Source organism: Streptomyces sp. NPDC002513 (assembly GCF_053595355.1).
The window spans coordinates 1-26,461 of sequence record NZ_JBSFXK010000003.1 but is presented as its reverse complement, the minus strand read 5'-3'; the positions used below and the strand labels follow the sequence as shown (position 1 = coordinate 26,461).

The 26,461-nt window shown below is 73.2% G+C and carries 22 protein-coding genes; 18 read left to right on the top strand and 4 right to left on the bottom strand.

Going from position 1 to position 26,461, the window contains the following annotated elements; translation table 11 throughout:
* Nucleotides 1-47: 47 nt before the first annotated feature.
* On the bottom strand, nt 48-260 hold the full coding sequence (locus ACWD5Q_RS02895; RefSeq protein ID WP_451425213.1) for a hypothetical protein: 213 nt from the start codon (nt 258-260) through the stop codon (nt 48-50).
* Nucleotides 261-373: 113 nt separating this feature from the next.
* On the opposite strand from ACWD5Q_RS02895, the gene ACWD5Q_RS02890 reads away from it, so the two are divergent.
* On the top strand, nt 374-1,573 hold the full coding sequence (locus tag ACWD5Q_RS02890; protein WP_451425212.1) for a bifunctional adenosylcobinamide kinase/adenosylcobinamide-phosphate guanylyltransferase: 1,200 nt from the start codon (nt 374-376) through the stop codon (nt 1,571-1,573).
* An 18-nt stretch (nt 1,574-1,591) separates the two neighbouring features.
* Here the strand turns inward: ACWD5Q_RS02890 and ACWD5Q_RS02885 are convergent, their stop codons facing one another.
* Nucleotides 1,592-2,668: a class I SAM-dependent methyltransferase gene (locus tag ACWD5Q_RS02885; RefSeq protein WP_451425211.1), complete on the bottom strand. Its 1,077-nt coding sequence runs from the start codon at nt 2,666-2,668 to the stop codon at nt 1,592-1,594.
* Between the two features lie 190 nt (nt 2,669-2,858).
* On the opposite strand from ACWD5Q_RS02885, the gene cobT reads away from it, so the two are divergent.
* The 11 genes from cobT to ACWD5Q_RS02830 all read left to right on the top strand — a co-directional run bounded on the left by cobT (nt 2,859) and on the right by ACWD5Q_RS02830 (nt 18,645).
* Nucleotides 2,859-3,926, top strand: coding sequence for a nicotinate-nucleotide--dimethylbenzimidazole phosphoribosyltransferase (cobT, locus tag ACWD5Q_RS02880; protein WP_451425210.1), 1,068 nt, complete (start codon nt 2,859-2,861; stop codon nt 3,924-3,926).
* A 277-nt stretch (nt 3,927-4,203) separates the two neighbouring features.
* Nucleotides 4,204-5,979 carry a phosphatidylglycerol lysyltransferase domain-containing protein gene (locus ACWD5Q_RS02875; RefSeq protein ID WP_451425420.1) on the top strand — a complete coding sequence of 592 codons (1,776 nt, stop codon included), beginning with the start codon at nt 4,204-4,206 and terminating at the stop codon, nt 5,977-5,979.
* A gap of 27 nt (nt 5,980-6,006) precedes the next feature.
* Nucleotides 6,007-6,708 carry a hypothetical protein gene (locus ACWD5Q_RS02870; protein WP_451425209.1) on the top strand — a complete coding sequence of 234 codons (702 nt, stop codon included), beginning with the start codon at nt 6,007-6,009 and terminating at the stop codon, nt 6,706-6,708.
* A 184-nt stretch (nt 6,709-6,892) separates the two neighbouring features.
* Nucleotides 6,893-7,675, top strand: coding sequence for an adenosylcobinamide-GDP ribazoletransferase (locus tag ACWD5Q_RS02865; RefSeq protein WP_451425208.1), 783 nt, complete (start codon nt 6,893-6,895; stop codon nt 7,673-7,675).
* 260 nt (nt 7,676-7,935) lie between these two features.
* The gene (locus tag ACWD5Q_RS02860; protein WP_451425207.1) at nt 7,936-9,465 is read left to right on the top strand and encodes a leucyl aminopeptidase; all 1,530 of its coding nucleotides are present in this window, start codon (nt 7,936-7,938) and stop codon (nt 9,463-9,465) included.
* 445 nt (nt 9,466-9,910) lie between these two features.
* Entirely contained in the window at nt 9,911-11,299 is a 1,389-nt protein-coding gene (lpdA, locus tag ACWD5Q_RS02855) for a dihydrolipoyl dehydrogenase (RefSeq protein WP_451425206.1), read from the top strand.
* Between the two features lie 60 nt (nt 11,300-11,359).
* Nucleotides 11,360-13,147, top strand: coding sequence for a 2-oxoglutarate dehydrogenase, E2 component, dihydrolipoamide succinyltransferase (sucB, locus tag ACWD5Q_RS02850; RefSeq protein WP_451425205.1), 1,788 nt, complete (start codon nt 11,360-11,362; stop codon nt 13,145-13,147).
* Between the two features lie 230 nt (nt 13,148-13,377).
* Nucleotides 13,378-14,001 carry a GntR family transcriptional regulator gene (locus tag ACWD5Q_RS02845; protein ID WP_451425204.1) on the top strand — a complete coding sequence of 208 codons (624 nt, stop codon included), beginning with the start codon at nt 13,378-13,380 and terminating at the stop codon, nt 13,999-14,001.
* Nucleotides 14,002-14,273: 272 nt separating this feature from the next.
* On the top strand, nt 14,274-17,015 hold the full coding sequence (aceE, locus tag ACWD5Q_RS02840) for a pyruvate dehydrogenase (acetyl-transferring), homodimeric type (protein ID WP_451425203.1): 2,742 nt from the start codon (nt 14,274-14,276) through the stop codon (nt 17,013-17,015).
* Nucleotides 17,016-17,095: 80 nt separating this feature from the next.
* Nucleotides 17,096-18,070 (top strand): helix-turn-helix transcriptional regulator, encoded by a 975-nt coding sequence (locus ACWD5Q_RS02835; RefSeq protein WP_451425202.1) that lies wholly within the window; start codon nt 17,096-17,098, stop codon nt 18,068-18,070.
* A gap of 56 nt (nt 18,071-18,126) precedes the next feature.
* On the top strand, nt 18,127-18,645 hold the full coding sequence (locus tag ACWD5Q_RS02830; protein ID WP_451425419.1) for a DUF4240 domain-containing protein: 519 nt from the start codon (nt 18,127-18,129) through the stop codon (nt 18,643-18,645).
* Nucleotides 18,646-18,841: 196 nt separating this feature from the next.
* Here the strand turns inward: ACWD5Q_RS02830 and ACWD5Q_RS02825 are convergent, their stop codons facing one another.
* Nucleotides 18,842-19,708: a peptidoglycan recognition protein family protein gene (locus ACWD5Q_RS02825; protein WP_451425201.1), complete on the bottom strand. Its 867-nt coding sequence runs from the start codon at nt 19,706-19,708 to the stop codon at nt 18,842-18,844.
* 119 nt (nt 19,709-19,827) lie between these two features.
* Between ACWD5Q_RS02825 and ACWD5Q_RS02820 the strand changes: the two genes are divergently transcribed.
* The 6 genes from ACWD5Q_RS02820 (at nt 19,828) to ACWD5Q_RS02795 (ending at nt 25,105) form a co-directional block, all read left to right on the top strand.
* On the top strand, nt 19,828-21,012 hold the full coding sequence (locus tag ACWD5Q_RS02820) for a MarP family serine protease (RefSeq protein WP_451425200.1): 1,185 nt from the start codon (nt 19,828-19,830) through the stop codon (nt 21,010-21,012).
* 141 nt (nt 21,013-21,153) lie between these two features.
* Complete coding sequence (locus ACWD5Q_RS02815) at nt 21,154-21,573, top strand: cytochrome P450 (RefSeq protein ID WP_451425199.1); 420 nt, start codon at nt 21,154-21,156, stop codon at nt 21,571-21,573.
* Nucleotides 21,573-22,439 (top strand): alpha/beta fold hydrolase, encoded by an 867-nt coding sequence (locus tag ACWD5Q_RS02810; protein ID WP_451425198.1) that lies wholly within the window; start codon nt 21,573-21,575, stop codon nt 22,437-22,439. The genes ACWD5Q_RS02815 and ACWD5Q_RS02810 overlap by 1 nt, the downstream gene beginning before the upstream one ends.
* A gap of 58 nt (nt 22,440-22,497) precedes the next feature.
* Complete coding sequence (locus ACWD5Q_RS02805) at nt 22,498-22,788, top strand: hypothetical protein (RefSeq protein ID WP_451425197.1); 291 nt, start codon at nt 22,498-22,500, stop codon at nt 22,786-22,788.
* Nucleotides 22,722-23,861, top strand: coding sequence for a hypothetical protein (locus tag ACWD5Q_RS02800; protein WP_451425196.1), 1,140 nt, complete (start codon nt 22,722-22,724; stop codon nt 23,859-23,861). Before ACWD5Q_RS02805 ends, ACWD5Q_RS02800 begins: the two co-directional genes overlap by 67 nt.
* Nucleotides 23,858-25,105, top strand: a complete 1,248-nt coding sequence (locus ACWD5Q_RS02795; protein WP_451425195.1) for an MFS transporter — start codon at nt 23,858-23,860, stop codon at nt 25,103-25,105. The genes ACWD5Q_RS02800 and ACWD5Q_RS02795 overlap by 4 nt, the downstream gene beginning before the upstream one ends.
* 423 nt (nt 25,106-25,528) lie before the next feature.
* Here ACWD5Q_RS02795 and ACWD5Q_RS02790 read toward each other — a convergent pair.
* The coding region (locus ACWD5Q_RS02790) for an IS701 family transposase (RefSeq protein ID WP_451425194.1) at nt 25,529-26,461 on the bottom strand (933 nt) is incomplete at its 5' end.

Below are 26,461 nucleotides of genomic sequence, written 5' to 3'. Positions count from 1 at the left end.
CGTGCGGCCCTCGCCCGGCCCCCGTGCCCGGGGCGAGGAGTTCTCGGCTACGACTCGTCGGCGTGCAGGCTCATGGGCCCGTAGATCTCCGTCGAGTCCTCGTACAGCCGCACCTGGTCGGCGCCGCCGTCGAGCAGTTCCCTCCAGTGCTCCCCGATCCAGGACTCGGCGTCCCCCTGCGTGGTGAACTCCTCGGGCACGACCGCGGGCTGGACCTCCGCCCCGTCGGCCTTCTCGAACCGCCACGTCCATGCCGCCATGTACGCCTCCCAGATGTGAGCACACGCAGAGCACCGGCCGGATCTTGGTCCGGCCGCTGTCCTGAGCCTAGCCGGACGCGCAAGACCTACGGTGACCCGGGAAAATCGGGTCCGTGGAACTGACTTTGCTCGGCACCGGTGCCCCCGCGGGACTCCCCCGCCCCGACTGTCCCTGTGCGTCCTGCGCGCGTGCGCTCGGCCCGGAGGCGCGCGCGGCGACCTCGCTGCTGGTGGACGGCACGCTGCTGCTGGATCTGACACCGGGTGCGGCGTTCGCGGCCGCACGCGCCGGGCACTCGCTGGCCGGGGTGCGCCAGGTGCTCCTCACCCATCCGCACGAGGGGCCCCCGGTGGAGGTCCCGGCGGGCCTGCCGCAGCCGGGACGGGTGCCGGACGGGCGGGAGCTGGCGCTGCTGACCGGGCACCGGGTACGGGCCCTCGCGATGGACGCGCCGGGCACGGGCTACGCGGTGACGGGCCCGGAGGGGATGCGGCTGCTGTATCTGCCGCCGGGCGGGGCGCCCGCGGGCCTCACGGGGCCGGTGGAGCCGTACGACATGGTGGTCGCCGATGTGGTGGGGCGGCCGGACGCGGTCGCGAGGCTGCGGGCGGTGGGGGCGCTCGGGCCGACCACCGATGTCATCGCGGTGCACCTCGGCCACGAGGTGGCGCCGGGCGCCGAGCTGCGGCGGCGGCTCGCGGCGGCGGGGGCGCGGGCGGTGCCGGACGGGACGACGCTGGCCGTGGGCGCGTACGACGAGGTCCCGGACGTGCCGCGGCGCACGCTGGTGCTGGGCGGGGCGCGCTCGGGCAAGTCGGTGGAGGCGGAGCGGCGGCTGGAGGCGTTCCCGGACGTGCTGTACGTGGCGACGGGCGGATCGCGGGGCGGGGACACGGAGTGGGCGGCGCGCGTGGCCGCGCACCGGGAGCGCCGGCCCGGGTCCTGGCACACCACCGAGACCTGTGACCTCGTACCGCTGCTGAAGGAGGACGGGCCGCCGCTGCTGATCGACTGTCTGTCGCTGTGGCTGACCGACGCGATGGACACGGTGGACGCGTGGGACGACGCGGAGTGGGCGGACGGCGGCGAGCGGGCGCTGCGGGCGCGGGTGGAGGAGCTGACGGCGGCGGTGCGGGAGACCCGCCGGACGGTCGTCGCCGTCTCGAACGAGGTGGGCTCCGGCATCGTCCCGGCGACGGCGTCCGGCCGCCGCTACCGCGACGAACTCGGCCGTCTGAACGCGGCGTTCGCGTCGGAGTGCGAGCATGTGCTGCTGGTGGTGGCCGGACAGGCGCTGACGCTACGTGGATGACGGCGGCGTGCGATGAGGCTACGCGGATGACGGCGGCGTGCGCGCGACGACGCGGTAGGCGTTGGAGAAGCGGGTGCGCCGCAGCAGCGGTGCCAGCGCGTGGTCCGCCGCCGTGGCCGTGGCCGCCAGCGGGACGGTGGCCCCGGCCAGGGCCGTGCGCAGGGCGCGCCCCGGGCGCGTCGGGGGTGCCGGGTGCCCCGGGGCGCTCGGGGCCGGCAGGGCGCGGGCCAGGGTCAGGGCGAGGGCGCCCGCCAGGTCGTACGGTGTGTGCGGCTCGCGGTGGTCCGTGGCGACGATCGCACAGCCCAGGGCCTCGAGTTCGGCCAGCAGGTTGGCCGGCGGCACGAGGTGCAGATGGTGCGGCGCGGCGTAGGGGACCCACCGCCCGCCGAGCAGCCGGCCGAACGCGCAGCCGGGGTCGGCGGCTTCGACGAGCAGATGACCGCCGGGGCGCAGCACGGTCAGGGCGGCGCGCAGTTCCGCGCGCGGGTCGGGGGTGCGCTCCAGGTGGTGGACCATGCTCACGACGTCGTAACGGGAGCGCAGGCGCGCGAGGACCGCCGGGTCGGTGAGGTGTCCGCGGTGGGCCTCCTCGATGCGGCCCGCGGCCCGCGCCCGGTGGACGCGCCGGCTGGGGTCCAGGCCGTCGAAGGACGTGTACGGGTGGATCTCCTTGGCCGCTTCGGGGAAGTGGCCGTCCCCGGTGCCGACGTCGAGCCAGCTCTCCGGCTCCTGATGGGGCCCGAGCGCGCGGGCCGCGGCCCGGTGGCGCCGGGCGTCCGCACGGGCGCCGAGGAGGCGTTCGGTGAAGCGGTCGGGTCCCGGGCGGCCGTCGGGGGCGTCGTGGGGGTGGCGGGCGTGGTCCTCGGCGGTGGGGCGGGGATTGCGGAACACATGGGCGCAGTCCCGGCACTCGTCGACGCAAAGGGCGCTTGTGCGCACCGGGTCCGGGGCGCCGCGGCGGGTGCGCAGCCACGTGGAGCCGCACCAGGGGCAGTCCTCGCGGCGCGGCTCCTGCGGCCGGGCGGTGTCCGGGGCGGGTTCACCGGGGCGCTCGGCGCGGCGCGCGGCGGCCGTCCGTGGGGTGCGGCGCATGGGCGGCTCCTGTGGCGGCTGAGGGGCGGGCGGGGCGACGGAGGCCGCGGCGGCACGGGGTACGGCCGGAACCGCGGGGTGCGCGACCATACATGCCCAAAAGGTATGTACGGGACACCGCTCCAGGGCGCAATGACGTGCCGCCGACGTGGCACCTCGACGCTCGATCGGGGCCGGTACTGTTCGGCCAATGAGCTCGCTTAATCTCGACGACTTCACCGATCTGATCGAGCGCCCCGACAGCGGGGTGCGCCGCGACGCGGAGACGCGCCGGGAGCATCGGATCGTGCCGCCCGGGGCACTGGGCCGTCTGGACGACCTGGGTGAGTGGCTGGCGGCCGCACAGTCCGCCGTACCCGTCCGGCCGGTCGAGCGACCGCGCGTGGTGCTGTTCGCGGGCGACCACGGCGTCGCTTCTCTCGGGGTGTCCGCGCGTCCGGCGGGCAGCGCGGACCGGCTGGTGCGGGCGGTGCTGGAAGGCGCGAGCCCGGCGGCGATCCTGGCGCGACAGCTCAACGTGCCCGTGCGCGTGGTCGACATGGCGCTCGACTGCGATCCGGACGAACTGCCCGCGGAGGTCGTACGGCACCGGGTGCGGCGCGGGAGCGGACGCATCGACGTCGAGGACGCGCTGACGCCCGAAGAGGCGGAGGCGGCGTTCCGGGCGGGGGTCGCGGTCGCGGACGAGGAGGCGGACGCCGGGACCGACCTGGTGGTCCTCGGCGACGTGAGCGTCGGCGGGACCACGCCGGCGGCTGTGCTGATCGCCGCACTGTGCGGGACGGACGCGTCCGTGGTGACCGGGCGCGGGGGTCTCGCGATCGACGACCTGGCGTGGATGCGCAAGTGTGCGGCCGTACGGGACGCGCTGCGGCGGGCCCGGCCGGTGCTGGGCGACCAGGTGCAGTTGCTCGCCGCGGTCGGCGGGGCCGATCTGGCCGCGACGACGGGCTTCCTGCTGCAGTGCGCCGTGCGCAAGACCCCGGTGATCCTGGACGGGGTCGTGTCGGCGGCGTGCGCGCTGGTCGCGCAGCGGATCGCGTTCCGCGCGCCGGACTGGTGGCTGGCCGGGCAGAACAGCGGGGAGCCCGCGCAGGCCAAGGCGCTGGACCGGATGGCACTGGAGCCGCTCCTCGACCACGGCGTGACCGTCGGCGAGGGGGCCGGGGCCCTGCTGGCGCTGCCCCTGGTGCAGGCCGCCGCCGCGCTGGCGGCGGAACTTCCGGAGAAGCCCGCGGAGGCCGGGGGCGACGCGTAACGGGGGCGCCCCGGGAGGAGCGCGCGCTACGCCCGGCCGGACAGGACGCGGACGGCCGGGCGACGAGCAGCCCGGACGAGCCGCCGAGCACGGTGCCAGCGGCCAGGCGACGAGCGCCGGGCACGGCAACAACCTCCGGACATACGGGACATGACGGACAGTCGGCCGCACGGCCGGCCCGGGGGATCAGGTCGGCCGGATTCCGCCCCGCACCGCTCCCCCGCACACACCCGGCCGCCCCATATCATCGCCCTTCATGGGAGATGCCCGTTTCAGCATGGAACAGGAGCGCTCGGTTCGGCCGGAGGGCGAGGCGCGGCGGCGGTCCAGTCGGGCCTCCCGGCGGGCCGCCGCATGCGCCGTCTGGTATCTGCGCGCCGTCACCTTCATCAACTTCCTCTCCGCCGTATGGGTCTCCCTGGGGCAGGACGTACGGCGGCACAACCAGGAGAACCTCTTCACCCCGTACCTGCTGACCGCGGGTTTCGCCTCGGGCGTCTTCACGATGTTCCTCGCCGTCACCATGCGGCGGCGCAAGCGGGCCGCGTGGATCCTCAACCTCGTACTCAGCGGGCCGTTCCTGCTGCTGTTCGCCCTCGCCCTGAGCTTCCCGGAGATCCGGCAGTACGCGCAGAACTGGGTCTCGCTGATGCTCACCGCGGGCTTCGTCGGGGCCCTTCTCCTCGGGCGGCGCGAGTTCTACGCCAAGGGCGACCGCTCCAACCCCCGGCTCGCCGCCGTGGTCGCCGTCGGCGGCCTGCTCGCCTCCTCGCTGCTCGCCGCGCTCCTGGTGACCGTCACCAACACCGCGCACGACCCGCACCGCTCGACCTTCCTGGACCGGTGGCGCTACGGCACCCTGCGGCTGGTCTCGGTCGCCGCCGACGAGTCGCACTACCCCGGTGTCTCCACGCCGAACTGGGTCAACGTCACCATCAACGTGTTCAGCACGCTGCTCGTCCTCGCCGTGCTGTACGCCGCCTTCCGCTCCCGGCGCGCCGTCGACCCCCTCACCGAGGACGACGAGAAGCGGCTGCGCGCGCTGCTCGCCCGGCACGGCGAGCGGGACTCGCTCGGCTACTTCGCGCTGCGCCGGGAGAAGAGCGTGATCTGGTCGCCCACCGGCAAGGCCGCGGTCGCCTACCGGGTCGTCGGCGGTGTCTCGCTCGCCTCCGGCGACCCGCTCGGCGACCCCGAGGCATGGCCCGGCGCCATCGAGCCCTGGCTCGCCGAGGCCCGGGTGCACGGCTGGATCCCGGCCGTGATGGGCGCGAGCGAGGAAGCCGGGACCGTGTACGCGCGCCACGGGATGGACGCCCTCGAACTCGGTGACGAAGCCATCGTGGAGGTCGTCGAGTTCACCCTGGAGGGGCGGGCCATGCGCACCGTCCGCCAGGCCTACAACCGGGTGCGGCGCGCCGGGTACACGGTGCGCATCCGGCGCCATGAGGACATCCCCGCGGGCGAGATGGCGCTTTTGCTTCAGAAGGCCGACGACTGGCGGGACGGGGCCACCGAGCGCGGGTTCAGCATGGCGCTGGGGCGGCTCGGCGACCCGCGGGACGGGCAGTGCGTGATGCTGGAGTGCGCGGACGCCGAGGGCCGGCTGCGGGCGCTGCTGTCCTTCGTGCCCTGGGGACCGCACGGGCTGTCGCTCGACCTGATGCGCCGTGACCGCGACTCGGACAACGGACTGATGGAGTTCATGGTCATCGAACTCCTGCGCCGCGCCGCGGAGATCGGGGTCACCCAGGTTTCGCTCAACTTCGCCATGTTCCGATCCGTCTTCGAACGTGGTGCGCGCCTCGGTGCCGGACCGGTGCTGAGGCTGTGGCGTTCGCTGCTCAGCTTCTTCTCGCGCTGGTGGCAGATCGAGTCGCTGTACCGGGCCAACGCGAAGTACCGGCCCATCTGGGAGCCCCGGTTCCTGCTCTTCGAGAAGAGCGCGGACCTGCTGCGCATCGGCATCGCCTCGGCGCGCGCCGAGGGGTTCCTGGAGGCACCGGGACTGCCGAAGTGGCTGCACCGCAAGCATCTGGAGTCGCACGGATGAGGAGCGTCGGACGATGAGGAACGCTGGATGAACGCCCTCGCCCGCCTGGCCCGCGCCGAATGGGGACCGCTGTACGTCACCGTGCGTCAGGACCTCGCGCGACGGAGCTGGCGGGCGGTCCCGATGACGCTGACGGCCGTGTGCCTGACGTCGGTCCTGCAGTTCGTGCAGAACCAGTCGTGGGGCTTCGGGTTCGTGCAGCACATCGGGTCCGTACGGGCCGAGGACCCGCTCGGTCCGGCCCTGCTGCGCACGCCGCTCTCCCTCTTCGTACCGGCCCTCGATCTGCCGGTGTGGGGGGCGCTCCTGCAGGTCCTGTGCGTGTTCGGGATCGCCGAGATCTGTCTGGGCTGGTGGCGCACGCTCGGCATCGCGTACGTCGCCACGCTGGCCGGCACGCTCTACGCGCGCGTGGGCATCCAGTGGGGGGCGCATCATCCGCTGGGGCTGCCCCCGACGGACGCGCAGGTCGTCGACACCGGTCCGTCGGCGGCGGTGATCGGGCTGGCCCTGTTCCTGTGCTGGCGGTACCGGGCGTACCTCACCGCGGGCGTGGTGACGGCGGCGATGGCCGGGGAACTCCTGGTCAAGGAGAACCTCGCGGGCAAGGAGCACATCGCCGCGATCGCCGCGGTGCTGGTGCTGTGCGGGATGTCGGCGCTGGTCCGGTACTGGCGCTGGGGCGCCCGGGTGTCCTGTGAGTCGGGCCTGCCGCCGATCCGGTCCTGAACCCCTCGGCCGGGGACCGCCCGGCGGCGGTCGTGGCGGTAGCCGCGCGGGCCCGCCCCGGCACTGGCGCGTGGCCGGCGGCGAGGGAACCGTCCGGCTCACGGGGAGCCGGGTGCGCTCCCGAAGTGCCCGCTCCCGGCCGCCCCTCGACGAGGTGGCCGCACCGCTCACGTACCCTTCGCCCGTGTCCAAGACCCCGTACGCGCACGGCCTCCGCTTCGCCTTCGGCACCCTCACCGTGCTGCCCGTCACGGTGACCCGCTGGGACCGTCGGGCCGCACGCGGCGGAATGGTGTGCGCGCCGCTCGCCGGAGTGGTGGTCGGCGTCCTCGCCGGACTGCTCGGCGCGGTCCTGCTCCTGCTGGGCGCGGGTCCGCTGACGGCCGCCGTCGCCACTGCCGCCGTACCGGCCGCGCTGACCCGGGGCCTGCACCTGGACGGGCTCGCGGACACCGCCGACGGCCTCGGCAGCGGAAAGCCCGCCGAGGACGCGCTGCGGATCATGAAGCAGTCGGACATCGGGCCGTTCGGCGTGATCACGGTGGTCCTCGTCCTGCTCGCCCAGGTCGCGGCCCTCGCGCAGGCCTTCGGCGCCTCCTGGACGCGGGGCCTGCTGGCCGCCGTCGTCTCGGCGACCGCCGCGCGGCTCGCCCTCACGCTGGCCGCGCGCGACGGGGTGCCGGCCGCGCGGCCGGAGGGGCTGGGGGCCGCGGTCGCGGGAGTGGTCCCGGTGGGCGGCGCCCTCGCCGTGGGACTCGCCGTGACCGCGGCGGCGGCGGCCGGGGGCGCGCTGTTCGGCCCCTACGGCGCGGTGCGCACGGCGGCCTCGGTGGTCGTCTCGGTGGCCGCCGCGGAACTGCTGCTGCGCCACTGCGTCCGACGGTTCGGCGGAGTGACGGGGGATGTCTTCGGCGCCCTCGCGGAAACGGCGGCGACGACCGCGCTCGTCGTCCTGTCCCTGGGCTGACCGCCTCCGCGCCATGAACGCCCCCGGAACTCCCGCGTGTGACCCCGGTCACCGGGAGGCGACGGGAGACGGCCGGGGCGCGACGATGAGGTGAACACCCACCGCGCTGAGCGGACCGGCCACCCCGCGTAGGCTCATGCCGGGTGATTCCCGCCCAGGTGAAGACCGAACAATCGGACCAATCCAGGGTCGGGCCCCGGGCCGGTCGACCCCATCCTGTTCGGCCACCGAAACTCAATCGGAAGCGAGAATTCACCACCGTGACTGCTCTCACTCTCAGCACCGCTGCGCCCGCCGGCCTGCGCGCCGACGCGATCGTGGTCGGTGTCGCGAAGGGCGCCTCAGGCCCGGTCGTCGCACCGGGCGCCGAGGCCGTGGACCAGGCGTACGACGGCGGGCTCGCCGCTGTCCTGGAGACCCTGGGCGCCTCGGGTACCGAGGGCGAGGTGACGAAGCTGCCCGCGCCCGCCGGCTTCAAGGCCCCCGTCGTGGTGGCCGTGGGCCTCGGCCCCGCACCGGAGAAGGACGAGGCCTACGCCGCCGAGTCGCTGCGCCGGGCCGCCGGCGCCGCCGCCCGTGCGCTCGGCGGTTCCAAGAAGGCCGTCTTCGCGCTGCCGCTCACGGACGCCGCCGACGCCGGCGTCATCGCCGAGGGCGCGCTGCTCGGCGCGTACTCCTTCGACGCGTACAAGGAGAACGGCAGGAACTCCAAGAACGCCAAGAACGGCAAGGCCCCGCTCGCCGAGGTCGCCCTGCTCGGCGGCAAGCCCCGCGACAAGGCCCACAAGGCGGCCGTCGACCGCGCCGTCGCGGTCACCGAGGAACTCAACCGCGCCCGCGACCTGATCAACATGCCGCCCAACGACCTGAACCCGGCGGCCTTCGCGTCCCTCGCCCAGACCGCGGGCAAGGAGCACGGCCTCAAGGTGCAGGTGCTCGACGAGAAGGCGCTGGCCAAGGGCGGCTACGGCGGCATCCTCGGCGTCGGCGCGGGCTCGGCCTCCGCTCCCCGCCTGGTGAAGCTGTCGTACACGCACCCCGAGGCGAGCAAGCACCTGGCCTTCGTCGGCAAGGGCATCACCTACGACTCGGGCGGCATCTCCCTGAAGCCGGCCGGCCACAACGAGACCATGAAGTCCGACATGAGCGGCGCGGCGGCGGTCTTCGCCGCGGTCGTGGCGGCCGCCCGGATCGGTCTCGAGGTCAACGTCACCGCCTGGCTCGCCCTGGCCGAGAACATGCCGTCCGGGTCGGCGACCCGCCCCGGCGACGTGCTGCGCATGTACAGCGGCAAGACCGTCGAGGTCCTCAACACGGACGCCGAGGGCCGTCTGGTGCTCGCCGACGCGCTGTGGGCGGCGTCGGAGGAGAGCCCGGACGCGATCGTGGACGTCGCGACCCTGACCGGCGCCATGGTGCTGGCGCTCGGCAGCCGCACCTTCGGGATCATGGCGAACGACGACGCGTTGCGCACCGCGATCCACGAGACCGCCGCCGAGGTCGGCGAGGAGTCCTGGCCGATGCCGCTGCCGGAGCACCTGCGCAAGGGCATGGACTCCGCGACGGCCGACATCGCCAACATGGGCGAGCGGATGGGCGGCGGCCTGGTCGCCGGTCTGTTCCTGAAGGAGTTCGTCGGCGAGGGCATCACCTGGGCCCACCTCGACATCGCCGGCCCGGCCTTCAACGAGCAGGCCCCCTTCGGCTACACCCCGAAGGGCGGCACGGGCTCGGCGGTCCGCACCCTGGTGCGGCTCGCGGAGCTGACCGCCGCGGGCGACCTCGGCTGACGCCTGGCCGTACGGCAGGCACACCACGAGGGCGGCCCCCGGATGCCACGGCACCCGGGGGCCGCCCTCGTCAGCGCACCCCCAAGGTGCCCTCGCCACCGCGATCCCGGGGCGCCCCGCACCGCCGCCGTCTCCGTGCCTCGTCGCCGCAGGACGGGCGGGCCTCGCGCGTGACCCGGCCTGCTCCCCGGGCCGTGCTCCCGGCCGTGCGGGCGTTACGCCCTCGACGAAATCCGCTCGGGCGGGGCGGCCGCGACCTCCCGACGTGATGGATCCGACGTCTCAGACCTCGGCCCGGCGTCCCCTGATCCGCCGACAAGTGCAAAGATGGGGTCTCGGCAGGACAGGGCCCCCACCGAAGGGCCGAAGCAACAAGCGGCCGGACACCAGCCGCCTGCCGGTCATCGGAGACCGGCGCACGGCGCACATGCATGGAGGACGTGACGTGGCGAACGACGCCAGCACCGTTTTCGACCTAGTGATCCTCGGCGGTGGTAGCGGTGGTTACGCCGCGGCCCTGCGCGGGGCGCAGCTGGGTCTGGACGTCGCCCTGATCGAGAAGGACAAGGTCGGCGGCACCTGCCTGCACAAGGGTTGCATCCCCACCAAGGCTCTGCTGCACGCGGGCGAGGTCGCCGACCAGGCCCGTGAGAGCGAGCAGTTCGGTGTCAAGGCCAGCTTCGAGGGCATCGACGTCCCGGCCGTCCATAAGTACAAGGACGAGGTCGTCACGGGCCTGTACAAGGGTCTCCAGGGCCTGATCGCCTCCCGCAAGGTGACCTACATCGAGGGCGAGGGCCGGCTGTCCTCCCCGACCTCCGTCGATGTGAACGGTCAGCGGATCCAGGGCCGCCACGTCCTCCTGGCGACCGGTTCCGTGCCGAAGTCGCTGCCCGGCCTCCAGATCGACGGCAACCGCATCATCGCCTCGGACCACGCCCTCGTCCTGGACCGCGTGCCCCAGTCCGCGATCATCCTCGGCGGCGGCGTCATCGGCGTCGAGTTCGCCTCCGCCTGGAAGTCCTTCGGTGCCGACGTCACGGTCATCGAGGGCCTGAAGCACCTCGTCCCGGTCGAGGACGAGAACTCCTCCAAGCTTCTTGAGCGCGCCTTCCGCAAGCGCGGCATCAAGTTCAACCTGGGTACCTTCTTCCAGAAGGCCGAGTACACCCAGGACGGTGTGAAGGTCACCCTCGCCGACGGCAAGGAGTTCGAGGCCGAGATCCTCCTCGTCGCCGTCGGCCGCGGCCCGGTCTCCCAGAACCTGGGCTATGAGGAGGCCGGCGTCGCCATGGACCGCGGCTACGTCCTGGTCGACGAGTACATGCGCACCAACGTCCCCACCATCTCCGCCGTCGGTGACCTGGTCCCGACGCTCCAACTCGCGCACGTCGGCTTCGCCGAGGGCATCCTGGTGGCGGAGCGGCTGGCCGGCCTGAAGGTCGTCCCGATCGACTACGACGGCGTGCCGCGGGTCACGTACTGCCAGCCGGAGGTCGCCTCCGTCGGTATCACCGAGGCCAAGGCCAAGGAGATCTACGGCGCGGACAAGGTCGTCTCCATCAAGTTCCCCCTCGGCGGCAACGGCAAGAGCCGGATCCTGAAGACCGCGGGCGAGGTCAAGCTCGTCCAGGTCAAGGACGGCGCCGTGATCGGTGTCCACATGGTCGGCGACCGCATGGGCGAGCAGGTCGGCGAGGCCCAGCTGATCTACAACTGGGAGGCGCTGCCGTCCGAGGTGGCCCAGCTCATCCACGCCCACCCGACGCAGAACGAGGCGCTCGGCGAGGCTCACCTGGCCCTGGCCGGCAAGCCTCTCCACATGCACGACTGACCCTCGGTCGACGAACGCGATTTCACAGACTTCCGCACTTCGTAAGGAGCAACCGAAACCATGCCGGTTTCCGTAACCCTTCCGGCGCTCGGTGAGAGCGTCACCGAGGGCACCGTCACCCGCTGGCTCAAGGCCGAAGGCGAGCGCGTCGAAGCCGACGAGCCGCTGCTCGAGGTCTCGACCGACAAGGTCGACACCGAGATCCCCGCCCCCGCCTCCGGTGTCCTGACCTCCATCAAGGTCGCCGAGGACGAGACCGTCGAGGTCGGCGCCGAGCTGGCCGTCATCGACGACGGCACGGGCGCCCCCGCCGCGGCTCCGGCCCCGGCCGCCGCCGAGATTCCCGCCCCGGCCGCCGAGCCCATCCCGGCCCCGGTCGCCCCGGCCCCGGTCGCCGAGGCCCCGGCCGCTCCGGCCCCGGCTGCCGCCCCCGCCGCTCCGGCCGGTGGCGCCCCGGGAACGGACGTGGTCCTGCCCGCGCTCGGCGAGTCGGTCACCGAGGGCACCGTCACCCGCTGGCTGAAGTCGGTCGGCGACTCCATCGAGGCCGACGAGCCGCTGCTCGAGGTCTCCACGGACAAGGTCGACACCGAGATCCCGGCGCCCGCCTCCGGCGTGCTCCTGGAGATCGTGGTCGGCGAGGACGAGACCGCCGAGGTCGGCGCCAAGCTCGCCGTCATCGGCCAGCCGGGTGCCGCTCCCGTAGCCGCTCCGGCCCCGGCCGCTCCGGCGCCCGCCGCTGCCGCCGCGGCTCCGGCCGCGCCCGCCGTCCCGGCCCCGGCTCCCGCTGTTCCGGCGCCCGCTGTTCCGGCTCCGGCCGCTCCGGCGGTCCCCGCCGCTGCCGCCCCGGCTCCGGCCGCGCCCGCCGCCCCGGCCCCGGCGCCCGTGGTGCCCGCCGCGCAGCCGACCGACGAGGGTGCCTATGTGACCCCGCTGGTGCGCAAGCTCGCCGCCGAGAACGGCATCGACCTGTCCACCGTCAAGGGCAGCGGCGTCGGCGGCCGCATCCGCAAGCAGGACGTCCTCGCCGCCGCCGAGGCCGCGAAGGCCGCCGCGGCCGCCCCGGCCGCGGCTCCGGCCCCCGCCGCTCCGGCCGCGAAGAAGGCCCCGGTTCTGGAGGCCTCCCCGCTGCGCGGCCAGACCGTGAAGATGCCGCGGATCCGCAAGGTCATCGGCGACAACATGGTCAAGGCCCTGCGCGAGCAGGCCCAGCTCTCCTCGGTGGTCGAGGTCGACGTGACCCGCCTGATGCGTCTGCGCGCCCAGGCCAAGGACGCGTTCGCGGCCCGCGAGGGCGTCAAGCTCTCCCCGATGCCGTTCTTCGTGAAGGCGGCGGCCCAGGCGCTGAAGGCCCACCCGGTCATCAACTCCAGGATCAACGAGGCCGAGGGCACCATCACCTACTTCGACACCGAGAACGTCGGTATCGCGGTGGACTCCGAGAAGGGCCTGATGACCCCGGTCATCAAGCACGCCGGTGACCTCAACATCGCGGGCATCGCCAAGGCCACGGCCGAGCTGGCGGGCAAGGTCCGGGCCAGCAAGATCACCCCGGACGAGCTGTCCGGCGCGACCTTCACCATCAGCAACACCGGTTCGCGCGGCGCGCTGTTCGACACGATCATCGTGCCGCCGGGCCAGGTCGCGATCCTCGGCATCGGTGCCACGGTCAAGCGCCCGGCGGTCATCGAGACCGAGGAGGGCACGGTCATCGGCGTCCGCGACATGACCTACCTGACCCTCTCCTACGACCACCGTCTGGTGGACGGCGCCGACGCCGCCCGTTACCTGACCGCGGTCAAGGCGATCCTGGAGGCCGGCGAGTTCGAGGTCGAGCTCGGGCTCTGACCGGGGCCGAGGATCTGCACGAGGCCGAGCCGGGCCTCCGGGCCACCGACAGGTGACCAGTACCACGGCGCCCCCGTCCGGAAGTCTCCGGGCGGGGGCGCCCGTGTCTGCGGGCCCGGGCGGTGTGTAAGCCTTGTCTCACCTGCGGGGAAAGCGCCCGCATGCGCTCTTCCCGCAGGGACTGGCGGCCGTATTGTCTAAAGGTCGCACGCCCCGACTGAGGAGCCCTCATGACCGCGCCCGTCGTCCACTCGCTGCGCGAACAGATCCGCGAGCACATCGTGGAGGGGATCGTCAGCGGGCGCTGGAAGCCGGGCGAGCGGATCGTGGAGCGACGGATCGCCACGGAGCTGGAGGTCAGCCAGACGCCGGTGCGGGAGGCGCTGCGGGAGCTGGAGTCGCTGCGGCTGATCGAGTCGGCACCCAACAAGGGTGTACGGGTGCGGAACCTGACGGCCGCCGACCTGGAGGAGAGCTACCCCGTCCGGGCCGGTCTGGAGGCCATCGCCGCGGAGCTGGCGGCCGCACGGCTGGCGGAGGACTGCTCGGCCCTGGAGCCGCATGTCGCGGCCCTCTACGAGGCGGACCGCAGGGCGGACGGGACGGCGCAGGTGCGGCACACGGTGGCCTTCCACCGGGAGCTGGTGCGGGCGGCCGGGAACTCGGTGCTGCTGCACACCTGGGAGGGTCTCGGCATCGAGGTGTTCACGGCCCTGTCGATCCGCTGGCTGGGGACGGTGCAGCAGTCGTACGCGGAGGAGCACGACGAGTTGGTGGCCGCGTTCCAGCGGCGTGACCCGGGTATCGCGGAGATCGTGAAGGCACATGTGCTGGGGTGCGCCCCGCGGGCCTGAGAGCACACCGGAGCGCTCCCCCGCTCGGACACACACGACCTGCGAAAACCAGGGAAAAAGGCGACACTCGGTGTCTCATTCGAAGGCACCGCGTGCCGACTTTCTCGGAATCAAGAGGTTTTGCCCCTCGCCCCTTTGATCGATCATCGATCAAGGAGTTACAGTCGCCGACGGACTTCCACCGAAGTCCGCAGCCCTGTCCTGCCAAAGACCAAGGGCACCCCCGACCCTTACCGATGAGGGAACCCCCTTCGACTGAGGAAGGCGGCGACATGACCGACCCCAAGGCCATCCAGCCGAGCGAGCTCGACCAGCTCCCGGACCGCGACCCCGAGGAGACCGCCGAATGGCAGGCCTCCCTGGACGCCGTCACCGAGGCGGCCGGGCCGTACCGTGCCGCGTATCTGATGCGCCGCACGCTGGAGCGCGCCGAGGGCACCGGCGTCCCGCTGCCGAAGCTGCTCGAGACGGACTACGTCAACACCATCCCGTCCGCCGCCGAACCGGCCGTGCCCGGTGACGAGGCGATGGAGGCCCGGATCACCGCCTGGAACCGCTGGAACGCGGCCGCGATGGTGACCCGCGGCAGCAAGTACGGCGTCGGCGGCCACATCGCCACCTTCGCCTCGGCCGCCTGGCTCTACGAGACCGGCTTCAACCACTTCTTCCGGGGCAAGGAGGGCGACGGCTCGGGCGACCAGCTCTACATCCAGGGCCATGCCTCCCCCGGGATCTACGCCCGCGCCTTCCTCGACGGCCGGCTGGACGAGCACCACCTCGACAACTTCCGCCGGGAGGCCGGCGGCAACGGCCTGCCCTCCTACCCGCACCCGCGCCGCCTGCCCTGGCTGTGGGAGTTCCCCACCGTCTCCATGGGTCTCGGCCCGCTGTCGGCGATCTACCAGGCGCGCTTCAACCGCTACCTCACCAACCGCGGCATCAAGGACGTCTCGGCGTCCCATGTCTGGGCCTTCCTCGGCGACGGCGAGATGGACGAGCCGGAGGCGACGGCCGCGCTCGCGCTGGCCGCCCGCGAGGAGCTGGACAACCTCACCTTCGTCATCAACTGCAACCTGCAGCGCCTCGACGGCCCGGTCCGCGCCAACTTCAAGATCGTGCAGGAGCTGGAGGCCCAGTTCCGCGGCGCCGGCTGGAACGTCGTCAAGTCGCTGTGGGGCAGCGCCTGGGACGAGCTGTTCGCCCTCGACACCACGGGCGCGCTGGTCCGCCGGCTGCGCGAGGTACCGGACGCGCAGGTCCAGACGTACCAGACCCGCGACGCCGCCTACATCCGCGAGGACTTCTTCGGCAAGGACCCGGCGCTCGTCGAGATGGCGAAGCTGCTGAGCGACGACAAGATCCTCGACTGCTTCCACTTCTCGCGCGGCGGTCACGAGCCGCGCAAGGTGTACGCCGCCTACAAGGCCGCCCTGGAGCACAAGGGCGCCCCGACGGTGATCCTGGCGCAGACGGTCAAGGGCCACACCCTCGGCACGGGCTTCGCGTCGAAGAACGCCAACCACCAGATGAAGAAGCTGACGGTGGACGAGTTCAAGGTGATGCGCGACCTGCTGGAGCTGCCGATCCCGGACGCGCGGTTCGCCGACGGCGTGGTGCCCTACGGCCACCCGGGCACCGACTCCCCCGAGGTCCGCTACCTCCAGGAGCGCCGCGCGGCCCTCGGCGGTCCGGCCCCGGCCCGCCGCGTCCACCCTCTCGCGCCGCTGCCCGCCCCGGCCGAGAAGGCGTTCGCGTCCTTCGACAAGGGTTCCGGCTCCCAGAACGTGGCGACCACCATGGCCTTCGTCCGCCTGGTCAAGGACCTGGTCCGCGACAAGGAGACGGGCCGGCGCTGGGTGCCGATCGTCCCGGACGAGGCGCGCACCTTCGGCATGGAGTCGCTCTTCCCGTCCCTCGGCATCTACTCGCCGAAGGGCCAGACGTACGAGCCGGTCGACCGTGACCAGCTGATGTTCTACAAGGAGGCCAAGAACGGCCAGATCCTCAACGAGGGGATCACCGAGGCCGGTTCGATGGCCGACTTCATCGCCGCGTCGACGTCGTACGCGACGCACGGCGAGGCGATGATCCCCTTCTACATCTTCTACTCGATGTTCGGCTGGCAGCGCACCGCCGACCAGATGTGGCAGCTCGGCGACCAGCTCGGCCGCGGCTTCCTCGTCGGCGCCACCGCCGGCCGTACGACGCTGACGGGCGAGGGCCTCCAGCACGCCGACGGCCACTCCCCGGCGATCGCGGCCACCAACCCGGCCGCGCTGGCCTACGACCCGGCCTTCGCGTACGAGATCGCCGTGATCGTGAAGGACGGCCTGCGCCGGATGTACGGCGAGGGCGCGCCGGGCGAGGACCCGAACGTCTTCTACTACCTCACGGTCTACAACGAGCCGCTGCCGCAGCCCGCGAAGCCGTCCGGCCTCGGTATCGACGAGGGCATCGTCAAGGGCCTGTACCGCTACAACACCGCCGAGTCTGCGGGCCTGTCCCCGGTTTCCCCCGAGCTCTCGGCTTCGCTCGAGCAGGGAGGTGCCCCCATCGCCCCGCGCATCCAGTTGCTGGGCTCCGGGACCGCGATCCACTGGGCGCTCGACGCACAGAAGCTGCTCGCCGAGGAGTGGGGCGTCGCGGCGGACGTGTGGTCGGCGACGTCCTGGGGCGAGCTGCGCCGGGACGCCATGGAGGCGGACGCGGCGCTGCTGCGGGGCGAGGAGCGGGTGCCGTACGTCCGGCAGGCGCTCCAGGGCGCCGAGGGCCCGGTGCTCGCGGTGTCCGACTACATGCGCCAGGTCCCGGACCAGATCGCGCAGTGGGTGGAGCAGGACTACACCTCGCTGGGCGCCGACGGCTTCGGCCTCTCGGACACCCGTGAGGCCGCCCGGCGCCACTTCGGCGTCGACGCCCCGTCGATCGTGGTCGCGGCCCTCGCCCAGCTCGCCCGGCGCGGCGAGATCAAGGCGACGGCCGTGAAGGAGGCCCGGGAGAAGTACGGCCTGTAAGGGCCGTGAAGGGTGAGGGCGAAGGGGTACGGCGGCTGCCGTACCCCTTCGCTGTCGGTGGCCGGGGGCATGATGGCCGCATGCGTGCCGCCCGTCTGATCAAAATGGTCCTGCTGCTCCAGTCCCGGACCTCGATGACCGCGGCCGAGCTGGCCCGTGAGCTCGAGGTGTCCGAGCGGACCGTCACCCGGGACGCGCAGGCCCTCTCGGAGGCGGGGGTCCCGGTGTACGCGGACCGCGGGCGGGCCGGGGGCTACCGGCTCGTGGGCGGCTACCGCACCCGGCTGACCGGGCTCGCCCGCGGCGAGGCCGAGGCGCTGTTCCTCAGCGGGGTGCCGGGGGCGCTGCGCGAGATGGGCCTTCAGGACGCGGCCTCCGCGGCCCGGCTGAAGGTGTCCGCGGCGCTGCTCCCCTCCCTGCGCGACGCCTCCCGTACGGCGGCGCAGCGGTTCCATCTGGACGCGCCCGCCTGGTTCGCGGAGCCGGCGACCCCGCCGCTGCTGCCCCAGATCGCGGACGCGGTCTGGGACGACCGGCGGATCACCGCGCGCTACCGGCGCGGCGCGGGCGAGGCGGAGCGGGAGCTGGAACCGTACGGGCTCGTGCTCAAGGCGGGGGTGTGGTACCTGTGCGCGCGGGTGGCCGAGGCCCAGGTCTTCCGGGTGTACCGCGTCGACCGCTGCACGGCCGTGGTCCCCGGTGCGGAGCGGTTCGCGCGGGACGAGGGGTTCGATCTGCCCGCCTTCTGGGCGGAGCGGGCCGAACAGTTCGCGCAGTCCCTCCTGCGGGCCGAGGTCGTGGTGCGGTTGTCCGGGGAGGGCGTGCGCAGACTGCCGCACGCCGTGGATCCCGCGTCGGCCCGTGCCGCGCTGGCGGCCGCGGGCGCGCCGGACGGGCAGGGGTGGGTGACGGTGCCCCTGCCGGTGGAGTCCGAGGAGGTCGCGCACACACAACTCACGGCGCTGGGGCCGGAGGTCGAGGTGGTGTCGCCTCCGGAACTGCGCGCCCGTTTCGCGCGGGACGCGCTGCGGCTCGCCCGGCTCTACGACCGGTGACATCCCGCCGCACTCCACGTGCGCCCCGCCCGCCGAGGGCCGATGCTGGTCCCGTGATGGACGAGACGGAGTTCTGGGAGCTGGTGGACGCGAGCCGGGAGGCCGCCGGGGGCGACCCCGACGAGCAGGCCGACCAGCTCGTCGCACGGCTGCTGCGACTGGACCCGGACACCGTGCTGGACTTCGCCCGCCACTTCGAGTGCCGTTACAACCGCGCCTACCGCTGGGACCTGTGGGGCGCCGCCTGGGTGCTGCTCGACGGGGCGAGCGACGACGCGTTCGACTTCTTCCGGTGCTGGCTGATCGGCCAGGGCCGGGAGGTCTTCGAGGGAGCCCTGCACGACCCCGACGCGCTCGCCGGTCTGCTGGGGGACTTCGACGAGGAGGTGGACGGGGACGGCGAGGAACTGGGCTACGCCGCGGACGAGGCGTACGAGCAGCTCACCGGGACCGTGGCGCCCGACCTGGGCATCCCGCCCACGGCCTCCGAGCCGGAGGGGACACCGTTCGACCTGGAGAACGAGTCCGTGCTCGCCGAGCGCTATCCCCGGCTGTGGGACCGCTTCAAGGACTGACTGACGGTGCGGACGCGCGGTGGCTTCCTCGCCGGGTCCGGTTCACGGACTGACCGACACCGGCCGGCCGTCCCCGGCTCCCGGCCGGGCCCGGCCGTGTGGTGCGGCGGCGTCCGGCCGGGCCCGGTCGAGGGCGGACGCCGTGGGCGGCGTGGCGCTCTGCGGGCGTTTCCCCCGGCCTTGCGGGCCCGGCCGGTCACCGTCTGCCCTGGAGATGCGCCGCCCGGTCCCTGATCGCCGGGAGGAGGGCGCTGAGGGCCGCGCCGGGGCAGTTGGTCGCATAGCCGTCCTTGTGGCCCGCGAGGGCGGGCAGCAGGACGGTGGCGCCCTCCTTGTAGCGGCTCTTGCCGTTGCTGGAGACGAGCCGGACCTTGGTGCGCGGGTCGATGTCCGCGAGGCCCAGCTTCCACGCGGCCAGGGCGGCGATCGCCTCCGTCATGGCCCGGGGCACGGGCACGCCCGCCGTGAAGGTGCCGATGGCGGCGATGCCGGCGGTGCGGTGGTTGAAGCCCTGGGTGTGGGCGCCGGTGACGGGACGCTCGGTGCCGCCCGCGCGGCCCTCGTAGATCCTGCCGCAGCGGTCGACGAGGAAGTTGTAGCCGATGTCGTCCCACCGGCGGTAGCCGATCTGGCCCGCGTACAGCGCCCTGATGATGCGGGGCACGTCGGCGCAGTCGTAGCGGTTGGGCGAGGCGGTGTGGTGCACGAAGACCGCGATGACCTTGTCGTCGTAGCGGGGCGGCGGCTGGTTCGGCCTGCCCCCGCGCGCCCAGGCCGTTCGCGGCATGATCCGCGGCCGGGGGGCCGCGTGCAGGACGGCGGACCGGGCCTCGACCGGATGCGGGCGCAGGGCCGTCACCGCCTGCTCGACCCGGGACGGGCACGTCATCAGGGTGAGGGAGGCGGCGAACCCGGGCAGAGCGCCGAGCAGCAGCAGGGCGGACCCCGGAATCCGCAGGCACGGTGGTCGCACCGGTCTGGCTCTTGGCAGGACGCGCATGACCCCACTCTCGGCCGGTCCCGCCGGCTGTGCGATGTGCGCTGTGCCACCTGGCGGAACCATTGTCCCGGTCCGGTGCGTTTTCACAGGTCGACGCGCACACGATTTCCGGCGCCCCCGCGCGTGGCTGATCACTGGGCCCCTGCGGCGCGTACTAAGGGGTCCTAGAGAAAGGCGGCTCCGTGGACCTGCTCGACATCCTGCTGATGCTGGTCATCCTGGCCTACGCGGCGTCCGGCTACCGGCGCGGGCTGGTGGCCGGCTGTGTCTCCCTGGCCGGCTTCGTGGGCGGGGCCGTCCTCGGGGTGTGGATCCTGCCGTGGGTGATGCACCTGGTGACGCGGGGGACGACGGCGGCGACGGTCACCGCGGTGTTCACCGTGCTGGTCCCGGCGGTGGTGGGCCACGGGCTGGCGGGACGTCTCGCGCTGAAGCTGCGGCGCGAGCTGGACCACGGGCCGCTGCGGGTGGCCGACGGGATCGGCGGGGCGGCGGCCAACACGGTGGCCGTGCTGCTGGTGGCCTGGGTGGCCGCGAGTGTGCTGGGCGCCTCTTCCTCCCCGCTGGTCACGGACTCGATCCGGGACTCGCGGCTGCTGGGCTCCGTGCAGAAGGTGATGCCGGACACCACCCCGGCCTGGTTCTCGCGCGCCACGACCGCGCTCGCCCAGGCGGGCTTCCCCCAGGTCTTCAACCCGTTCGAGAACGAGCCGACGGCCGGGGTGCCCAGGCCCTCGGGGGACAACGTCACACCGAGCGCGACGAACGCCGCCAAGCTCAGCACGGTGAAGATCGAGGGCGCCGTCGGCGCCCAGGGCCGCGAGGGCAGCGGCTTCGTGTACGCGGCGGGGCACGTCATGACCAACGCCCATGTGGTGGCGGGCATCGACCACCCGACGGTCCAGGTCGGCGGTGTCGGCCCGGCGTACCCGGCCCGGGTGGTGCTCTTCGACCCGGACCGGGACGTGGCCGTGCTGTACGTGCCGGGGCTGCGCGCGCCCGTCCTGCGCTTCGACGGCGGCGCCAAGCGCGGCGACGCGGCCGTGGTCGCGGGGTATCCGGAGGACGGCGATCTGACGCTGCGGGCCGCCACGGTCGCCGCCCGGATCCGGGCCACGGGCCAGAACATCTACAGCACGGACACGGTCACCCGGGACATCTACTCGATCCGCTCCACCGTCCTGCCCGGCAACTCCGGCGGCCCGCTGCTCACCACGGACGGCCAGGTCTACGGTGTCGTCTTCGCCCGCTCGACGTCGGACCCGGAGACGGGGTACGTGCTGACGGCGGACGAGGTCGCGGGCGACGCCGGACGCGCGGCCAACGCCACGGCGCCGGTGGACACGGGCGACCTCGTCACCCCCTGAAGAGCTCAGAGCCCGGCTCGCGGGCCTTCGCCCAGCTGTGCCTGGGCCGGGACGACCCCGAGCTGCGGGATCACCTGGATCATCGCCGGCCTGAGCGCCCCCGGCAGACAGCCCGAGGGCGGCCCGCTGTCCCCGACGAAAGTGGCGCACGCCGTCGACGAGTCGCTGCGGCTGTGGCCCCCGACCTGGATGCTGTTCCGCGAGACCGACCGCGAGCAGCTGTGCGCGGGCTGGCGCATCCCCGCCGACTGCGCCGTGATGGTCTCGCCGTACGTCAGCCACCGCGATCCCGCCGTCTACACCGACCCGTCGCACTACGAGCCGGGACGCTGGGAGAACCTCAGTCCCGGCCCCGGCGCCTACTTCCCCTTCGGGGGCGGCAGCCGCTGGTGCCTGGGCGGACGGCTCGGCAGGGCACAGTTGCTGACAGCCGCCTCGGTGATCGACCGTGCGGTGGTGGTGACCACTGTGACCGCGCCGTCCGCGCCGGACGTCCGGTCCAGCATGATTCCCGACCGCTTCTCCTTCGAGGTGGTCGCCCGACCTTCCGGGAGCTCCTGATGCGTGTCCGGGTCCGTGACCTCCGCCTCCACGTCTCCGTTCTCGGCGAGGAATGGGAGGGCGACACCCGCCGCCCGGCCGTCGTCGCCCTGCACGGCGGGCCGGGCATCGACGCGGGCGTGCTGCGGCTCACCATGGAGCCTGCGCGGTCGTGGGCGCAGGTCGTCGTGCCGGACCAGCGAGGCCACGGGCGCAGTGACCACGCCGGCCCCGCCACCTGGAACCTCGACGAATGGGCCGACGACGTCGCGGAGTTGATCGACGTCCTAGGCCTGCACCGCCCGCTGGTGCTCGGCACGTCCTTCGGCGGCTTCGTCGTGCAGCACTACCTCGCGCGTCATCCGGAACAGCCCGGCGGTGCCGTCCTGGTGGGCAGCAGCCCGCGCCAGGCCGGCCACGACGAGATCGTCCAGCGGTACCGCGACCTCGGCGGCGACCGGGCCGCCGAGGTCATGCGGCGCTCCCTGACCGACCGGTCCGCGGAGGCGGAGCGCGACTGGGCCGAGGTGTGCGCCCCGCTGTCCGCGCGCCGCCCGCCCGACGCGCGGCTCGCCCGGGCACGTGCGCGGCGCATCGCCACGCCAGAGGTCAACGCGCACTTCATCCCCGCCCTCGACCGGCTCGACCTGCGCCCCGGGCTGGCCGCGGCCCGCTCACCGGTCCTCGTCATGGTCGGCGAACTCGACCCGCTGGTGCCGCCCGCGGTCGCCGCCGAGGCCGTCGACGCCCTGCCGCCGGGCCTGGGTGAGCTGTGCGTCGTCGAGGGGGCCAGCCATCAGGTGCTGTGGGACCAGCCGGAGCGGGCGCACACCGCGATCGAGCGGTTCGCCGCCACGCACCTGTGCCCGGCGGTCACGGCATCCTGACGGCCGCCCCGGCCGGGGCGAAACGGAACGACGACGCGACGACGCAGGGAGACCAAGGATGACTTCTCGCTTCCCCACCCGCCGGGCGGCGATCGACGCCGCGCTCCACGACCTACGAGCGGTGTCCTCCCCGTATGCCGAGGAGCGTTTCGTCACCCGGCCCTCGGTCGAACCGCCCGCGCTGCTGCGGCGGTTGGAGTCGGCGTGCACCGACGTGTTCGCCGGGCTCGACGCCGTCCTGCGCGACGTGTGCGGGGGCGACATCGCCCGGCTGGGCGCGCTGTGCAGGGCCACCCCCGAGGAGGTGTCCTGCTGGGCCACCAGCCGCACCAGGACTGGGCGACGATAGCCCGGCCCGACGTCATCACGTCCGGCGGGCGCACCCTGGTCGTCGAGGTCAACAGCGACTCCCCGGCGGGGCTCTTCGGGCTGCACGACATCCTGGCCCGCACGCAGGAACGGCTGCTGGAGACCGGTGCCGACCGGCCCGTCGCCCCGTCCCCGGCCATGCCCGCCCTGCTCAAGGGCGTGTCGGGCGAGATCCGCCGCGACGACGGCCTCTTCGCCATCTGCTACTGGGCCCACGAGCGTGACGAGGGCCCGCTGAGCTGGCAGTACGACCTGTTCGTCGCGGAGTTGGCCCGGCTCGGCGTGGAGGCTGTGTACTGCGCGGTCGAGGACCTGGAGTTCGGCTCCGAAGCGGTCACCTATCAGGGCCGCCCGATCGGACTGGTCTACCGGTGCTTCGAGTCCCCGGCCCAGGACAACGCCCGCGAGCAGGAGAAGCTGCGCGTGCTGTTCGAGGCGGCGCGGGCGGGCGTCGTCGGCCTGTTCACCGGCTACCGCGGCGAGACGCTGGCGTCCAAGGCGGTGCTGTCGGTGCTGACCGACGAGGAGGTCGTCGGCGGCATCGACGCGGACCTGGCCGCCCGGGTACGGCGCAGCGTGCCGTGGACCCGCGTCGTCGAGCCGCGCGATACCTACCGCGACGAGCGCCAGATCGACCTGGTGCCGTACGTCGTCGCCCACCGCGAGGAGCTGCTGCTCAAACCCGTACGAGGACACGGCGGCCGCGGTGTCGTCATCGGCCGCGAGGTGGCCGACGACGCCTGGCGCGCCCTGGTGGAGGGCGCCGTGGCCGACGGTCGGGCCGGCGCCTGGTGGGTCGTCCAGGAACTCTTCGTGCCCGACGCCGTCACCGTCACGCACACTGATCGCGCGCTGGAGGAGGTCACCACCGAGACGGTCAGCGTCGACGGCTGCTTCATCGTCGGCGGCACCGCGGTCGGGGTTCTGCGGCGCTACGCCATCAACGGCGACACCACCCTCAACATCAACCCCCGCAGCGGTTACGCCGCTTCGCCCGTCTGGTGGGCGGCCGAGACGGACGCCACCGGCGCCGCCGCAGGACCGAACCGGTGAGGAGGGCCCGGCTCGCCACCCTGTTGTGGACGTCCGCCGCGACGTCCAGCATCGGGGACGGCGTCCGCATGTCGGCGTTCCCGCTGCTCGCCGTGGCACTGACCCGCGACCCGGTCGCCGTGGCGGGTCTCACCGCGGCCCTGAAGGTGCCGCAGCTGGTGTTCGGTATGCATGTCGGTGCGTTCGTCGACCGCGTCGACCGGATCTCGCTGGTCCGCAGCGTCCAGCTCACCCGGCTGCTCCTGGTCGTCGTCCTCGTCGCGCTGGTCGCCACCGACACCATGGCCCTGTGGGCCCTGTACCTCCTGTCCGTCGTCCTCGGCATCGCCGAACTGCTCGCCGACACCGCGCTCCAGGCGCTCACCCCGGAGATCGTCGCCGATCAGGGCCTGGAACACGTCAACTCCCGGCTCAGCGGCGCCCAGTCCGTCGGGGAGGACTTCGCCGGACCAGCCCTGGGCGGCGTGCTGTTCGGCGTGGGCCGCTGGGTGCCGTTCGCGGTCGACGCGGCGAGTTTCGCGGTCAGCGCCGCCCTCTTCGAACGCCTCCGGACCCGGCTCCCCGAGCGCAAGTCCGCGCCCCGCACCGGTGGTTCGCTCACCCGCGAGGCCGTCGAGGGCTTCGGCTTCCTGGTCCGCCAGCCCGTGCTGCGCTCGATGGCACTGTGGGTGGCCGTGGTCAACGGGTCGGTCGGCGCGGCGAGCGCGACGTTCGTCCTCTACGCGACGGACGCCCTGGACGTGTCCTCTGCCGCCTACGGCGTGCTGCTGACAGGGACCGGTGTCGGCGCGGTACTGGGTGCCGCCCTCTCCTCGCGGGTGGTGCGGCTGGCCGGCCGGACCGGCACGATGTTCGACGCCAGTGTGCTCGCCGGTGCGGCCACGCTGGCGATCGGCCTGACGCACAGCGTGTGGCTGATCTACGGCCTGCAGCTGCTGACCGGCCTGGCCGGCGTGTCCTTCTCCATCGTGGCTCGCAGCCTGCGCCAGAGCGTCACGCCGATGGACCTGATGGGGCGCGTGACCGCCATGTACCGCCTCATCGGATTCGGCACGGTCCCCGCGGACGCCCTCGTGGGCGGCCTCCTCGCCGGCCTGTTCTCCCTCGGAACGCCGTTCGTCGTGGCCGGCGCCGCGATCGTCGTCAGCACTCTCGTGTTCGGCACGAACACCGTGAGGGAACAACGCCTTTCCGTGGCTGAGCCGCCGGACTCGGAGGTGTCGGCCTCCGAGGCGTTGCGGTAGTACGGCCTCGGGACTGATCGGCCCGCATGTCGAGGTGTCGCGTATGCGTTACGCAGCGCTGCACGCCACCTGGCCGTGGCCAGTGCCGCGGCAGGCAACGTTTGCCCGTTAAGGAGCGGCGTCCGGTGCGTGCTCTGGGGGTCCCCCCGGCCGAAGGCTGGGGGAGTGCCGGCCGGAAGTCCTCGTACTGGATGTACTTGGGCTTTCGGGCGGTGCGGCGAGTGGGGGTACCCCCTGCTCGAAGAGCTTGGGGGAGCGTGCCGGGCGTCGCGACGGGGCGAACGTTGCCTGTCGGGGCACTAGTAGGGCTTTGTTAGGTCCTGTGGTGGGGTTCGGGAGTGGGGGCGGGTTGGCCGCATATCGAGCAGGCGCCGGTCCAGGTGGCCAGGATCTTCTGTAACTCGCGGAGGACCGCGTAGAGGGTCAGGCCGGCGCAAGGGCTTTTGGGTCGAGCCTGAGCAGGGTGCAGAAGGCCTGGGCGAGGGCGGCCAGGGTCACGTGGCGGTGCCAGCCGAGGTAGGTGCGGCCTTCGAAGTGGTCGAGGCCGAGGCCGTCCTTGAGTTCGCGGTAGTCGTGCTCGATGCGCCATCTGATCTTGGCGATACGGACCAGTTCGCGCAGCGGGGTGTCGGCGGGCAGGGTCGACAGCCAGTAGTCGGTGGGCTCGGCGGCGCCGGGGGGCCATTCGGCCAGCAGCCAGCACTCGGGCAGACTGCCGTCCACATCACGGGGGATGTCGCGGTTGGCCGGACGCACACGCAGCGCCATGAAGCGCGAACGCATCTCGGCCCGCGGGTTGCGCGGGCCGCTCTTGCTGCCCTGGCGCCAGGTGACGGTGCGAGCGGCTTCTCGTCCCGCGGCCAGGACGAGATCGCGCAGGGAGCTGTGCGGTATCGGGTAGGCGGGCCGGGGTCGGGGGCCTCGGCCGCTGTAGGGCGGTCGCTCGGGCCGCGCGTGGCCCGGGTAGGCGCTCGTGGTGCCCTTGACGGCGACCGCGTAGGCCAGGCCACGCTCGGTCAGGCCCAGACGGAAGCCGGTGGCGTCGCCGTAACCGGCATCGGCGACCACCGGCAGATCCGGCAGTTCCCACTGCTCGCGGACCTCGTCGAGCATCTCCAGCGCCTGGCGCCACTTCTCGCGGTGGCGGACCCCGTCGGGGATGCCTGCCCGCCGACGGCGACGGCGGATCGCCCCGGCCAGCAGTTCGTCGTCTTCAGCCGTGGCATCGTCCCAGCTGTCAGGGATGAACAACCGCCAGTCGACGGCCGCCGAGGCGTGGTCGCTGACCAGGTTGACACTCACGCCTATCTGGCAGTTGCCGCGCTTGCCCAAGGCGCCGCAGTACATCCGGGCCAC